This window comes from Nodosilinea sp. LEGE 07298 (assembly GCF_015207265.1).
Lineage (GTDB): Bacteria > Cyanobacteriota > Cyanobacteriia > Phormidesmidales > Phormidesmidaceae > Nodosilinea.
Window position 1 is genome coordinate 1 of the sequence record NZ_JADEXE010000040.1, and the last position, 13,881, is coordinate 13,881.

At 57.2% G+C, this 13,881-nt stretch carries 11 protein-coding genes; 6 read left to right on the forward strand and 5 right to left on the reverse strand.

The window, feature by feature from the left end; all coding sequences use genetic code 11:
- Positions 1-691 (forward strand): hypothetical protein (locus IQ273_RS07905; RefSeq protein WP_313898043.1); only part of this gene is annotated, 691 nt, incomplete at its 5' end.
- A gap of 139 nt (positions 692-830) precedes the next feature.
- Here the strand turns inward: IQ273_RS07905 and shc are convergent.
- Both shc and IQ273_RS07915 read right to left on the reverse strand, forming a co-directional pair.
- Positions 831-2,762 (reverse strand): squalene--hopene cyclase, encoded by a 1,932-nt coding sequence (gene shc, locus IQ273_RS07910; RefSeq protein WP_194022629.1) that lies wholly within the window; start codon positions 2,760-2,762, stop codon positions 831-833.
- 149 nt (positions 2,763-2,911) lie between these two features.
- Positions 2,912-3,475 (reverse strand): Uma2 family endonuclease, encoded by a 564-nt coding sequence (locus IQ273_RS07915; protein ID WP_194022630.1) that lies wholly within the window; start codon positions 3,473-3,475, stop codon positions 2,912-2,914.
- Positions 3,476-3,572: 97 nt separating this feature from the next.
- Between IQ273_RS07915 and IQ273_RS07920 the strand changes: the two genes are divergently transcribed.
- Together IQ273_RS07920 and IQ273_RS07925 are read left to right on the forward strand one after the other, a co-directional pair.
- Positions 3,573-4,742 (forward strand): glycosyltransferase, encoded by a 1,170-nt coding sequence (locus IQ273_RS07920; protein WP_194022631.1) that lies wholly within the window; start codon positions 3,573-3,575, stop codon positions 4,740-4,742.
- 156 nt (positions 4,743-4,898) lie between these two features.
- Complete coding sequence (locus IQ273_RS07925; protein ID WP_194022632.1) at positions 4,899-5,675, forward strand: SDR family oxidoreductase; 777 nt, start codon at positions 4,899-4,901, stop codon at positions 5,673-5,675.
- An 18-nt stretch (positions 5,676-5,693) separates the two neighbouring features.
- On the opposite strand, the gene hpnH is transcribed toward IQ273_RS07925, so the two are convergent.
- Positions 5,694-6,704, reverse strand: a complete 1,011-nt coding sequence (gene hpnH, locus IQ273_RS07930) for an adenosyl-hopene transferase HpnH (protein WP_194022633.1) — start codon at positions 6,702-6,704, stop codon at positions 5,694-5,696.
- 409 nt (positions 6,705-7,113) lie between these two features.
- Between hpnH and IQ273_RS07935 the strand changes: the two genes are divergently transcribed.
- From IQ273_RS07935 to IQ273_RS07945, 3 genes are read left to right on the forward strand one after another with little or no spacing between them, the layout of a single operon-like run.
- Positions 7,114-7,959: a squalene/phytoene synthase family protein gene (locus IQ273_RS07935; protein ID WP_194022634.1), complete on the forward strand. Its 846-nt coding sequence runs from the start codon at positions 7,114-7,116 to the stop codon at positions 7,957-7,959.
- A 37-nt stretch (positions 7,960-7,996) separates the two neighbouring features.
- Positions 7,997-9,385, forward strand: coding sequence for an aspartate aminotransferase family protein (locus tag IQ273_RS07940; RefSeq protein WP_194022635.1), 1,389 nt, complete (start codon positions 7,997-7,999; stop codon positions 9,383-9,385).
- Between the two features lie 9 nt (positions 9,386-9,394).
- On the forward strand, positions 9,395-10,507 hold the full coding sequence (locus IQ273_RS07945) for a sulfotransferase (RefSeq protein ID WP_194022636.1): 1,113 nt from the start codon (positions 9,395-9,397) through the stop codon (positions 10,505-10,507).
- A gap of 280 nt (positions 10,508-10,787) precedes the next feature.
- On the opposite strand, the gene psbA is transcribed toward IQ273_RS07945, so the two are convergent.
- Entirely contained in the window at positions 10,788-11,849 is a 1,062-nt protein-coding gene (psbA, locus tag IQ273_RS07950) for a photosystem II q(b) protein (protein ID WP_194022637.1), read from the reverse strand.
- A gap of 301 nt (positions 11,850-12,150) precedes the next feature.
- A complete protein-coding gene (gene ggt, locus IQ273_RS07955) occupies positions 12,151-13,746 on the reverse strand; it encodes a gamma-glutamyltransferase (RefSeq protein WP_194022638.1) in 1,596 nt (531 codons plus the stop codon).
- Positions 13,747-13,881: the final 135 nt, after the last annotated feature.

Consider the following 13,881-nt stretch of genomic DNA (forward strand, 5'->3'; position numbering starts at 1 on the left):
GGGCTACACGGCGCTGGCGGTCGCCGGGGCCGAGCTTAACTTTGACCATTTGCAAGAGGTGTGCAACGCGCCCAGTGAGCCCTTCCAGAATCGCGGCTTTATTCACCTCAATGTGTCGCTGCTGTTGCAGTGTCAGGCGCTAGAACTACCCCGGCAGCCCTACACCTTTCGCGACCCGCGCATTAACTCGGTGCTGCTCGTCAACCCGGTGAACAGCAGCGTGTTTGGCCCCGAGGGGCTAGCTGCCGTAACGGTACCGGTGATGGTGATCGCGGGCAGCTACGACCCCGCTACCCCAGCGGTGTTTGAGCAGTTTCGCACCTTTCCCTGGTACACCACCGAGAGCCGATCGCTGGCGCTAATTGAAGGGCAGGCCCATGTTGACCTCTCGGCCCTCGATGCCGGGTTGTCGAACCTGTTGACCTCTCTACCGGGGCTAACCCTGGCCGAACCCGAAGTCATCGATCGCTACCTGAATGCCCTTAGTCTGGCCTTTGTTGGTCGCTACGTGGCCCGCCGCCCCGAATACAGCCTCTACCTGCGATCGGGCTATGCCGAATATCTCAGCCAGGGCGAACCTTTTGATCTGTTCATGGTAAATGCTGGCATTGAGGTTGACCAAGAATTAGTGGAGCCTTTAGAGAATCGGCTTGAATCGCTGGAGATCCCCAACGCTCAACCAGCAGAGTAGGGGAGCTTGAACTGCTTTGGTCAAAGTACCAAGGAGATTTCTAGAAAAAAGGATACCAGCTTTAATCCAGCGACTAGAGCCACTGTAGGGTGGGCACTGCCCACCATTTGGGAAACTATTTTCTAGAAGTCGCCCAAGCCTATCCCTGCATTTGATAGCGGCCCAGGGCCATCAGCGGAAAGTGATGGCGGTAAAGGTGATAACGAATATAAAAGTGGCGGGGAAAGCCGGTGCCGGTAAACTCCTGTTCCTCCCACGTGCCCTCGGGGGTCTGAGTCTCAATCAGATAGCGAATGCCCTTTTGGACAGCCAACTCGGCGGTTCTAGAACAACCCACGTCGAGCAGCCCCAGCAGCGCCCAAGCAGTTTGAGACGGCGTGCTCGGCCCCTGCCCCTTGAGGGTAGGGTCGTCGTAGCTGCGGCAGGTTTCGCCCCAGCCGCCATCGGGGTTTTGGCAGCTAACCAGCCAGTTAACCGCGCGCGCGATCGCCCCTTGACCCCGTTCTGGAGCCACGAGCGCCAGCGCCGATAGCGCGCCGCTGGTGCCGTAGATGTAGTTCACGCCCCAGCGGCCAAACCAGCTACCATCGGCCTCCTGTTCGTTGAGCAGAAAAGTGAGGCCTTGTTCGAGCCGCTGGGCGGTGAGATCGCGGGCGTAGCGTGCCGCCAGGCCGGGTTCGCGGCAGAGGCGACCGTGCATCTCCAGCACCCGAGCGGTGATGTCGGCAGTGCTGGGGTCGATCATCGCTTTGAGATCGCCGTAGGGAACGGCATTGATCCAGTCTTGGTCGTTGTTGATGTCGAAGGCGGCCCAGCCTCCGGTTTTGCACTGCATGGTGGCCACCCAGCGCACGGCCCGGGCGATCGCCTCGCGCTTTAGCGCCGCGTCGGGCAGGACGACATCTTGCAGCGCCATCGCCACCACCGCCGTATCGTCCACATCGGGGTAGAAGCGGTTCTCAAACTCAAAGGCCCAGCCCCCCGGCTGGCCCTGGGGATTTTTGACAATCCAGTCGCCGTAGTCGAGAATTTGCTTCTCTAGCAGCCATTCGCCCGCCCGCACCAGGCTGGGGTGATCAGGGGCCAGGCCCGAATCGGTCAGCGATCGCATGCCCAGCGCCGTATCCCACACCGGAGAAATGCAGGCCTGCACCCAGTAGGTATCGTCAGTTTCTACCGCAAAGTTGTCGATCGCCCGCAGGCCGCGCCGCACCACCGGGTCATTCACGTCATAGCCGAGGCAGCGCAGGGCCAGCATCGAGTTCAGCATGGCCGGGATAATGCCGCCCCAGTCACCCGTTGCCTCCTGCCGCTCTAAAATCCACTGCTCGGCTTTGCGAATACCCTCATCGCGAAACGGCGTGAAGTTGATAGCTTCGGCAAACTTAAACGCGCCATCCAGCCAGATAAAGATGTCGCTCCAGTCGCCAGCCTTCGGCAGTTCCCAGCGCACGTTACCGATGCCCTCGGCATAGAGTTCATCTACGTTAATGGCCGGTTGGATCTTATAGACCGGCTTTTGGTCAAAGACAATCAGCAGCGGCACGGTGCTGCCCCGAGCCCAGCTCGACAGTTCGTAGATAGTGAACGGCGAGGGCGACTCCAGCAGCATGACCCAGGCGGGCAGCGAGGGCAGACCACGCCAGTCGTAGCAGCCAATCAGAGCCAGGTGCAGCTTGGTGAAAATGCGGGTTTTGCTGATGCCGCCGCGCTGGAGAATAAAGTCTTTCGCCCGCAGCAGGGCCGGATCGCTGGCGGGTACCCCCAGCACCCGTAGCGCCGTATAGGCCTCGACGGAAGTGCTCAGGTCGCCGCCGTCGCCGTAGAACAGTTCCCAGCCACCGTGGTCGCGCTGGTGCGATCGCAAATAGTGCTCGGCCTTAGCCATGGGGCGCTTGCTGTCGGTGCCCCAAATCTTGTGCAGCAGAATGATTTCAGCGGTAATGGTGACGTTAGACTCCAGCTCTGCCCACCAGTAGCCGTCGGGGTGCTGTAGAGCCAGCAGGTAGTTTTGGGCAGCGGCTATTGCTCGATCCAGCCCGGTTAGCTGCTGCGGTTCTTGAGTCTGCATGGCCACCCCTCACATCTTGAACGCCGTGATCATTGAGGCAGCATAATGCAAATGCTCCCGCCAAGGAAAGATAAGCAGGATGAAATTCGGGTAGTGGCACAGCCTGCTGTGCCACTACCAATGGGGAGAATCAATTCAAAACAGTCTATCTAGAAAAAACTACTGATCGGGCAGGAAAACTCTGGCAGCAGGGGCGATTCGAGATCATCTGTTGCCAGTAGCGTCGCGACTCGCTGTAGCTGAGCCTCTTGGCGGCGATAAATTTCAACCTGCCGTAGCCGCCAGTTGGCAATCCAGTATTCCTGCACGCCTTGCTGAGAGTAGAGTTTGAGCTTAGCTTCGCGGTCTCGCCGCTCGTTGGTGCTACCTTCAGAGAGCACTTCCACAATCAGTTCTGGTGCGCCGCGCAGGTGTCCTTCGTCATCAGTCAAAGCCGCTAAGCGATCGTGAGACCCCCAAATCACGTCGGGAATAACGTTATCGGTGTCGGTAAAAATTAGACCTGGAGCCAGGGACGGTTTACCCAGTCCGCTTTGCTTTGACCATAGGAGTAGCTGAGCATAAATCTCTCCGGCAGTATCTTGATGTTTGATATGGGGAGCGCGAGTCACGCACAGGTCTCCATCAACGATTTCGTAGCGCTTCCATTCGTCGGCGGCCAGAACCTCAAGGTCGGCAGTCGTCCAGCGGATTTTGGGAGTGGCTTGAGACATGAGAGCCTCCTGTGGGTGCCCTTTGCTCTAGCTTAGCGTCGTCAGCCAGCGCGATCGCCTCTATGATCCGAAAGACCAATCAGCGCACACAACGGCGATGGCAACTTTAGCTTTGGGCTTGACGAGTCTGGCACTCCTGATCTGGATCGGGATGCTGCTGTTTTGGGGCCAGTTTTGGCGGGCTGACCAGCGGCTGGATGACCAGCGGGTATCGCTGACCACCTGGCCCACAGTGGCGGTGGTGATTCCGGCCCGCAATGAGGCAGAGCTGATTGGGGTGGCGGTGCGATCGCATCTCACCCAGACCTACCTCGGCCCTTTGAGCGTGGTGCTGGTAGATGATCAGAGCACCGATGGCACGGCAGCGGTGGCGGGGGAAAGTGCGACTGCGGTAAACCAGTCCGATCGCCTCACGGTACTCTCGGGCGCAGCGCTTCCGGCTGGCTGGACGGGTAAGCTCTGGGCGATGGAGCAGGGCTTTCGCTACCTGGCGGCGCAACCCACCCCGCCTGACTTTGTGCTCTTTACCGACGCTGACATCAAGCACGACGCGACCAGTTTGCAGCAGTTGGTGACCAAGGCCGAAGGCGACGGGCTCGATTTAGTGTCGCTGATGGTACGGCTCCGCTGCGAGAGCATCTGGGAAAAGCTGCTAATTCCCGCGTTTATCTTCTTCTTTCAGCTGCTCTACCCCTTTCCCTGGGTGAACAATCCCCAAAAACAAACCGCAGCAGCGGCAGGGGGGTGCGCCCTGATTCGCTTCAGCGCCCTTCAGCGCATCGACGGTCTCCAGGCCATTCGCCAGGCGCTAATCGACGACTGTGCCCTGGGGGCGGCGGTTAAGGCCAATGGTCCGATCTGGCTCGGCCTCAGCACCACAATCCACAGCCTGCGTCCCTACCCCGATTTGCACAGCATCTGGACTATGGTCGCCCGCAGCGCCTATACGCAGCTCAACTACTCGCCCTGGCTGCTGGTCGGCACGGTGCTGGGAATGCTGTTGGTCTACCTGGTCTTTCCCCTAGGCGTGGTTTTGGGAGTTATTTGGGGCAACCCTGCTCTAGTGCTGACTGGGCTGGCTGGCTGGCTGCTGATGGCTCTCGCCTACTGGCCAACGCTGAAGCTCTATGGCGGTAGCCCTCTGCTGGCGCTGGCGCTACCGTTGATTGCGCTGCTCTACACCTTGATGACGCTAGATTCGGCACGGCAACACTGGGCCGGGCAGGGCGGTGCCTGGAAGGGACGAGTTTATAGCGATATAGGGTAAGGGCGAAGGTCATAAACTCGGACTTGGTATGAGCCATTCCCTAGCATCCGCTCAAACCGGCTCAATCAGTTGAATGAAATCGTTCGTCACGAATTGTGAAACCATAGTGAAATAGCGCGCATAATCTTCTCCGTAGTCACCTCCTAGCAATCACCTATGACCACTCCCCTTTCTGTTTTAGTCACTGGCGCAACTGGGCGTACGGGGGCGATTGTTGTTCAGAAACTCCAGCAGCGGCCAGATCAGTTTGTTGCCCGAGGCTTTGCCCGCTCCGAAGCGAAGGTAAAGGAGCTTTTTGTTACCACAGAAGGGTTTTATCTAGGCGACATCAGCGACCCCGATCGCCTCAAGGCAGCGCTAGAGGGCTGCGATGCCCTGGTCATTCTCACCAGTGCTGTACCCCAAATGAAGGCTCCGCCAGAGCCAGGCCAGCGACCCGAGTTTACCTACGCCGCAGGGGGAACGCCCGAGCAAGTTGACTACCAAGGCCAGATTAACCAGATCGAGGCGGCTCAGGCTGCCGGAGTCAAGCATATTGTCTTAGTTGGGTCTATGGGCGGCACCAATGAGCAACATCCGCTCAACCGTATGGCCAACGGCAATATTTTGATCTGGAAGCGCAAGGCAGAAGCCTACCTGATCGACTCTGGTATCGACTACACCATTATTCGCGCTGGAGGGCTACAGGATCAGCCCGGCGGTCAGCGAGAGCTAATCGTCGGCAAAGACGACCAGCTTCTCGCCCATCCTCCCGAAGGCATTCCCACGTCAATTCCTCGCGCTGATGTGGCAGAAGTTGCAGTCCAGGCCTTACTGCTACCCACCGCCTGCAATAAAGCCTTTGACGTCATCTCTAAGCCAGCAGGTACGCCTGGGGCCGTAGTCACAACCGATTTTGCGGCCCTGTTTGAGCAAACTACCCCAGGGCTGTAACCCTTTAGAAGAGGCTGCTTAGAATAGGCTGCCCATCGCGCGCATCATATTCTGCGGCTGCAGGGCATCTTCTGCCGCCGTGGGCTCGTAGCCGCAGTGCACCATACAGTCGGCGCACTGGGGATTGCCGCTCTTGTGCCCGTACTGCGCCCAGTCGGTATTGTCGAGCAGTTCTTGGAAAGTCTCGTAGTGGCCTTCGTTGAGCAGGTAGCAGGGTTTTTGCCAGCCCAGCACGCTATAGCTAGGGCTGCCCCAGGGCGTGCAGTCGTAGTCTTTTTGGCCGGTTAAAAAATCCAAAAAGAGCGGATTGTGGTTAAACTCCCACTTCTTTTTGCCCGCTGTAAACGGGGCCAAAATTTCTCTAAACAGCGCCTTGGTCTGCTCGCGCTGGAGGAAGTGCTCCTGGTTGGGAGCCCACTCATAGCTGTAGCCCGGTGACACCATCATGCCGTCTACTTTAAGCTCGGTCAGATAGTCAAATAGCGACTGAATTTCTTTTGGGTCGGTGCCCTCAAACACGGTGGTGTTGGTGGTCACACGGAAGCCTCGCGCTTTGGCAGCTCGAATCGCGCTGATCGCAATATCGAACACGCCGGAGCGATCGACGCAGCGATCGTGCAGCTCTTTCATGCCGTCTAAGTGAACGCTAAACGAGAGGTGGGGAGAGGGCGTAAACTTATCCAGACTTTTTTCGAGCAGCAAACCGTTGGTGCAGAGGTAAACAAACTTTTTGCGATCGACTAGTCCCTGCACGATCTCATCAATCTGAGGATGCAGCAGCGGCTCTCCACCGGGAATTGAAACCACGGGCGCACCGCATTCTTCAACTGCCGCAAAGCAGTCTTCGGGTGATAGGTTCTGCTTCAGAATTTCCTTGGGGTGCTGAATTTTGCCGCAGCCCGAGCAGGCCAAGTTACAGCGAAACAGCGGTTCTAGCATCAAAACCAGAGGATACTGCTTGCGGCCTCTGAGGCGCTGAGTGACCAAATATTGCCCCACGCCCAGGGCCTGCTGCAGACTGATTGCCATGTCTCTTTACTCCTCGGTTGGGGAGGATCCGAAAGCAGAGCCGCTGACTTGGGCACATTCGCGCCCGTCCGCCGCTGTCGCCAATGATCGAACCCTGATTATGAATACCCAACTACCGTAATTCATTTTGACTAAAACGGTTGTCTTCAGCCCAACCGAACCTCCTGCTGAGGCGACACAGGTTCGTCATATCTGGCCTTAGCCCCTGCCTTTGGCTAGATATAACGCTGTAAGATGCGTTTTCCCCGGCTGCTGCCACTAGCTAAGGGCAGTTCACAGATGCCTCAGGTATTGGTAATCTCAGATACCATCTATCCGAATCTATTCATCGTTAATGCTTTATTAATGCTTATTGGATGAAATTCAACCAGTATGGTTGAAAACTCAAGTAGTGTGAGGAGATTGCTCAATGCCATCTATCAAATCTGCGCTGGACTTGCTGAGGGAGACTAGCCGAACGTTCTTTATCCCGATTAGCTTGCTACCAGCCAAGCTTCAGGAAGCGGTTGCGTCTGCGTACCTGTGCATGCGGGCGATCGATCAAATTGAGGATCATCCGACCCTGGATAGTGGCACCAAAGCCAGACTACTGCGCCAGATTAGCCTCAACCTACAGGCAGGCACTGAAGCTTCAGCGGTAGATGATTTTGCGATCGGGCTAGGCGGCTATGTGGGGCAACTCGACGAAGTGACCCTCCGCATTGGTGAATGGGCCTTGCTGGCTCCCGATACGATCGCCCCCCGGATCTGGGATGCGACCGCCACCATGGCCGATCGCATGGCCTACTGGGCCGAGCAAAACTGGCAGATTAAAACCGAAGCCGATCTCGATCGCTACACCTTCAGCGTGGCCGGGGCCGTGGGGTTAATGCTGTCTGATCTGTGGGCCTGGTACGACGGCACCGAAACCAGCCGCATGGAGGCGATTGGCTTTGGGCGGGGCCTGCAATCAGTCAACATTTTGCGCAATCACCTGGAAGATAAAGATCGCGGCGTCGACTTTTTCCCAGAGGGCTGGACTGCAGATGACATGCAGCGCTATGCCCGCCGCAACCTGAAGATGGCCGACTCCTACACCCGCGCCCTGCCCAAAGGGCCAGCTCTGCTGTTTTGCCGCATTCCCTTAGCGCTAGCCACAGCCACCATCGATGCTCTAGCCCAGGGCCGAGAGAAGCTCAGCCGGGCTGACGTGATGGCGATCGTGACACCGCTGCTGGGCGTTGGCAAATCGGTCGAACTTATGACTAAAGTCTAGTTAGACCCGATACTGCCCCTCTTTACCTCGCTAGTGCATGAACATTCTGGATCGCATCGCCGAGCGTCAGCGCGACAATTTCTCGCTGCACAGCCAGTACCTTAACCCTCAAATGGTCAACGTCCTCAAGACCATTGGGTTCGATCGCCATTACGTGAGAGCTGAGGGGCCTTATCTATTTGACGACCAGGGCGATCGCTACCTCGACCTGCTCAGCGGGTTTGGCGTGTTTGCGCTGGGCCGCAACCATCCCAAAATTGTGCAGGCTTTGCAGGACGTGCTGACCGCCGAACTGCCCAACCTGGTGCAGATGGATGTGTCGATTCTGTCTGGACTCTTAGCGGAAAAACTACAGCAGATCACGCCGCCGGGGCTAGACCGCATCTTTTTTGCCAACTCTGGTACCGAAAGCGTCGAGGCGGCGATCAAGTTCAGCCGCTATGCCACGGGTCGCGCCAAGATTGTCTACTGCGAAGGGGGCTATCACGGCCTCACCATGGGGTCTTTATCCGCCACGGGTGACCCCCACTTTAAGGAGGGCTTTGGTCCCTTTTTGCCCGATTTCATCGAAATTCCCTTTGGTGACTTGGCTGCCCTAGAAAAGGTCTTGTCTCGTAAAGATGTGGCCGCCTTTATCACCGAGCCGATCCAGGGGCACGGGGTGTGGATTCCTGAGGCCGATTACCTACCCGGCGCGGCGGCGCTGTGCCGTCAGTATGGCAGCCTGTTCATCGCCGATGAGGTGCAGACCGGGCTAGGCCGCACGGGTAAATGGTGGGCGGTAGACCACTTTGGCGTTGAGCCCGATCTACTCTGTATGGCCAAGGCCCTCTCCGGCGGGTTTGTGCCTATTGGGGCCGTAGCCTGCCGATCCTGGATTTTTGACAAGGTATTCAACCGCATGGATCGCGCCGTTGTTCACGGCAGCACCTTCGGCAAGAACAATTTGGCTATGGCAGCCGGTCTGGCCACCCTAGATGTGCTCGAAACTGAGGGCTGGATTAACCACGCGGCCCAGATGGGACAGCAGATTGTGGCTGATTTGCAGCCCCTGGTCAGCCAGTACGACTGTCTGAAAGCGGTGCGGGGCCTGGGCATGATGATGGCGCTGGAGTTTGGCGAGCCCAAGAGCCTGAAGCTGAAGCTGTCGTGGAAGATGCTGGAGACCGCCAACCGAGGTCTGTTTTCCCAAATTATTACGGTGCCGCTGTTTACTCGCCACCGGATTTTGTCTCAGGTGGCCGGGTACGGCATGAACGTGGTCAAGTTTATTCCGCCCCTGACCCTGCAAGAGAGCGATCGCCGCTGGATTGTCGAGGCCGTCACCGATGTGGTGGCCGATGCTCACCGCATACCAGGGGCCGCCTGGGACTTCGGCAAAACCCTGGCCACCCAGGCGATGAAAACTAAAGCCGGAGCCCGGTAGCCTTAGCCTATGGCAAGCCTGTTTCATCCGCTCTGCGGCAGCAACCCGCCCACCCTGCTGAAGCTGTTTTTAGACAATGGACTACCTAGCCGCGATCGCTACCCCCAGGCAGCTCTAGCACTGGCGGTATCGCTAGCCCGCTGGCCCTTTTCAACGGTAGAACAGGCGGTGTTTGCGCTATCCCCCAAAAAGCAAATGCCGGACCCCATCTTTATTGTCGGCTATTGGCGATCGGGCACCACCCACCTGCACAACGTGATGGCCCAGTGTCCGGCCTTTGGCTACATTACCCCGCTGGCAACGGGGATGCCGTGGGATATTTTGGGCATAGTGCGATCGCTGGAACCGCTGCTAGAGCAGGCTCTACCTCAGGACCGCTATGTGGATAATGTGGCAGTAACGCCGACCTCCCCCCAGGAAGATTCCATTCCCCTGGCGACCATGGGGGCGGCCTCCTACTACCACGGCATGTACTTTCCTCAGCACTTTGAAACTCACTTTCGGCAAGAGGTGTTTTTAGCGGGAGGCGAGGACCATATTGAGCATTGGAAACGTCTGCATCGCCACCTGCTGCAAAAAGTTTCGGTGCACCAGGGGCACCGCCCGCTGCTGATTAAAAACCCGGTTTACACCGGCTATATTCGTCACCTGCGATCGCTATGGCCTAGGGCCAAGTTCATTCACATCTACCGCAATCCCTACCGGGTGTTTCCCTCGGCGCGGCACTATTTTACAAGATTACTGCCCGAGCTGGCGCTGCAAGACTACGGCGATTTGCCAATTGATGAGCTGGTTTTGGAGAGCTACCCGTTTCTGTTAGACGCGCTCAAAACCGATACGGCGGATCTGCCCTCTAATCAATTTGCGGAGGTTCGCTTTGAAGATTTACAGAGCAATCCGCTGCCAGAGCTACAACGCCTGTTTGAACAGCTAGAGCTACCCGATTTTGAAACTGCTCGCCCCGATTTTGAAACTTACTTGGCAGGGCTAAAAGACTACCGCCAAAACCAGTACAACCTTGATGCTAAAACCATTCAAATCATTGAAACTCACTGGGGTTCCTATATCCAAAGCTGGGGCTATAGCTTGGCGGACGAAGGGCTTTGCTCAAACTCGATCTGATTGGGCTTGAAGATGCGATCGCTCGCCTGAAAGTAATACTCGTCGTGGCTGATCATAAAAACAGCTTTCCCTGACCTTCAAACCTGGTGAAGCCGGGTAGAGAAAATGGCGTTGCTGATTCAGAGAATGAACCGAGGCCTGAAAGCTCTGAAAGCTCGTTCAGAATTTCGCAAAATCATCCCGCTATTCAGCAACGCCGAGAAAATGAGCTTAAACGCAAAGAGCGCTCCCCCAAGGGGAGCGCTCTTTGCTATTCAATCAATGGGGTAGTCAGTCAAGACTAGCCGATGATTTCAGGAGCCTGAGCCGTAGCTAGGTCGAGGGGGAAGTTGTGAGCATTGCGCTCGTGCATTACTTCCATACCCAGGTTCGCACGGTTGATCACGTCAGCCCAGGTGCCAATCACACGACCCTGTGAGTCAAGGATCGACTGGTTGAAGTTGAACCCATTCAGGTTGAACGCCATCGTGCTGATGCCGAGAGCGGTGAACCAGATGCCAATCACAGGCCACGCACCCAAGAAGAAGTGCAGAGAGCGGCTGTTGTTGAAGCTGGCATATTGGAAGATCAACCGACCGAAGTAGCCGTGGGCTGCCACGATGTTGTAGGTCTCTTCTTCTTGGCCAAACTTGTAGCCGTAGTTCTGAGACTCGGTCTCGGTGGTTTCACGCACTAGTGAAGAGGTCACCAGCGAACCGTGCATAGCGGAGAACAAGGAACCACCGAACACACCGGCCACACCCAGCATGTGGAAGGGGTGCATCAGAATGTTGTGCTCAGCCTGGAAGACCAGCATGAAGTTGAAGGTACCCGAGATACCCAAAGGCATGCCGTCGGAGAACGAACCTTGGCCCAGAGGATAGATGAGGAATACAGCAGAGGCAGCGGCCACGGGTGCGCTGTAAGCAACGCAGATCCAGGGGCGCATGCCCAAGCGGTAGCTCAGTTCCCACTCACGACCCATGTAGCAGAAGACGCCAATGAGGAAGTGGAAAATTACCAACTGGTAAGGGCCACCGTTGTACAGCCACTCATCGAGGGAAGCGGCTTCCCAGATGGGGTAGAAGTGCAAGCCAATGGCGTTCGAGGAAGGCACAACCGCACCGGAGATGATGTTGTTGCCGTACATCAGGGAGCCAGCAACGGGCTCACGGATGCCATCGATGTCGACGGGGGGTGCAGCGATGAACGCTACGACGAAGCAGGCGGTAGCAGCGAGCAGGGTAGGAATCATCAACACGCCGAACCAGCCTACATACAGGCGGTTCTCGGTGCTGGTGACCCACTGGCAAAACTGCTCCCACAGGGAGGCAGATTGTTGTCTTTGGAGAGTCGTTGTCATGATTTGGATAAGTGCAAGTTAGGTTTGCTTGGTGCCCGTCCGAGAGGACAAGCAAGTTATGTATGTACTTACATTAACCGTAATGTTGCAGTTTGTAAACATGCCCTGTGGTTAATGTCTCAAATATCTCGCCAAGGCGTACGGCTGTGTGCCCTTGACCAGATTCATGCTGTCATTCAGCAACGCTAAAGGTTACAGGGGAGGTGCTGTACACAGGTATGAACCATACATTCAACGTCTCTCGTAGGGAAAAACGGCCGTTTTCCCATCCCTAAAGTCATGCATCAATTTGGCAACGCCATTAGAGGTGTGCGATCGCGCCATCACTTCTGGGGTCACACCCGCCCCGCAAGCCATCTGCATTAATTTGAATGGCATGGGCATGGCCCATCTGGTCGGCCCAGGCGGGGACCACTTTTAGCTGATGTCCCCGACCTGCTAAGGCTTGCTGCACATCCACAGGAATGCGGCTCTCCACGGCAAGCTCGGTGGTCGCCTCGCCCCAGGTGCGGCCCCATACCCAGCGGGGTAGATCGATCGCCGTCTGTGGGTCAAAGCCAAAGTCAAGCATTCGCGTCAGCAGCGCCAGCTGAGTTTGGGGTTGGCCCTCACCGCCCATGGTGCCAAGCACCAGGTAGGGGCGGCTCTGGCTATCTAGCACCAGACCCGGCATTAAAGTGTGAAAGGGGCGCTTGCCGGGTTCTAGGGTATTGGGGTGGTCGGGGCTGAGTGAAAACAGCGCCCCTCGGTTTTGGAGCGGAAAACCCAGGTCGGGCGGTACTACTGCCGAGCCAAAGTCAAAGTAGTTGCTTTGGATAATTGAGACGGCGTTACCTTCGCCATCGACCACAGCGGTGTAGGTGGTGTCACCACCGACCTCAAGGGCTGGGTAGTGCTGGGCGACGGCCATACTCAACTGTGCCCTACGGCGATCGCCGTAGGACTTCGAAATCAGCTCTGTGAGCGGAATGTCGCTAAAGTCGGGGTCGCCCAGCCAGCGATCGCGGTCGGCAAAGGCTAGCTTAGTAGCCTCAACTAGCAGGTGGTAGTAGTCGGCGGTGCCGTGGCCGATGGTGTGCAAGTTAAACCCCTCCAGCACATTCAGCATTTGCAGCACGGTAAAGCCCTGGGTATTGGGTGGCAGTTGGCACACCTGATAACCCCGGTACGTGGTGCTAATTGGGTCTACCCAGGTGGTCGTGTGGCGGGCAAAGTCGTCCGGGCTGAGCAACCCACCCAAGCTGTCTAGGTAAGCAATTAAGCTGGCGGCAATCTCACCCTGGTAAAAGTCTTGGGGGCCAGCGGTCGCCAAGCGTCGCAGAGTTTTGCCCAAGGGGCGATTGGTAACTTGAACGCCTGCTTCGGGCACCGTGCCACCGGGTAAAAAGGGATTGTTTGCGCCGCCATAGGCTTCTAAATGGCCCTGATTCACCCGTGTCCAGTGGGACTGGGAAGCAGAAATAGGGTAGCCCTGCTCAGCGAGTTCGATCGCAGGCTGAAGCAAGTCGGCCCAGGGCAGGTGACCAAAGCGCTGGTGAGCTTCGCCCCAGGATGAAACCCCTCCCGGTACTGTAATAGCGGCCTGGGGGCCGCGCTGGGGAATGGTACCTAGGCCCAGGCGAGCAAAAGCGGCGCGATCGCACCCAGCCCCCGCTCGCCCTGACCCATTAAGGCCATACAGCTGCCCTGAACCAGTGTGGTAGCCCAGCCAGAACGCGTCGCCGCCCAGCCCAGTCATGTGGGGATAGACCACTGCTAGGGCCGCCTGGACTGCGATCGCCGCATCCACCGCATTGCCCCCCTGGCTAAGTACATTTGACCCAGCGGTAGAGGCGAGGTAGTGGGGGCACACCACCATTGCCGTAGGCTGCTGAGGGTGGGAAGTAGAGAAAGACATACCTGGCTCAGGCTACATGTTCGGTATCGGGCATAGAACAGTAGCACTTTTAGGGGGTTGTAGGTGTTATCTGTGCCTACCTCTGGGGCCTCCTAACGTGTGTAACTTCCAACACTTGGTTAGAGAGGTGTCCCA

Coding starts and splice junctions, on each gene's coding strand:
- shc (WP_194022629.1), bottom strand. CDS start 2,762: ATGCAGACTCAAGAACCGCAGCAGCTAACCGGGCTGGATCGAGCAATA.
- IQ273_RS07915 (WP_194022630.1), bottom strand. CDS start 3,475: ATGTCTCAAGCCACTCCCAAAATCCGCTGGACGACTGCCGACCTTGAG.
- IQ273_RS07920 (WP_194022631.1), top strand. CDS start 3,573: ATGGCAACTTTAGCTTTGGGCTTGACGAGTCTGGCACTCCTGATCTGG.
- IQ273_RS07925 (WP_194022632.1), top strand. CDS start 4,899: ATGACCACTCCCCTTTCTGTTTTAGTCACTGGCGCAACTGGGCGTACG.
- hpnH (WP_194022633.1), bottom strand. CDS start 6,704: ATGGCAATCAGTCTGCAGCAGGCCCTGGGCGTGGGGCAATATTTGGTC.
- IQ273_RS07935 (WP_194022634.1), top strand. CDS start 7,114: ATGCCATCTATCAAATCTGCGCTGGACTTGCTGAGGGAGACTAGCCGA.
- IQ273_RS07940 (WP_194022635.1), top strand. CDS start 7,997: ATGAACATTCTGGATCGCATCGCCGAGCGTCAGCGCGACAATTTCTCG.
- IQ273_RS07945 (WP_194022636.1), top strand. CDS start 9,395: ATGGCAAGCCTGTTTCATCCGCTCTGCGGCAGCAACCCGCCCACCCTG.
- psbA (WP_194022637.1), bottom strand. CDS start 11,849: ATGACAACGACTCTCCAAAGACAACAATCTGCCTCCCTGTGGGAGCAG.
- ggt (WP_194022638.1), bottom strand. CDS start 13,746: ATGTCTTTCTCTACTTCCCACCCTCAGCAGCCTACGGCAATGGTGGTG.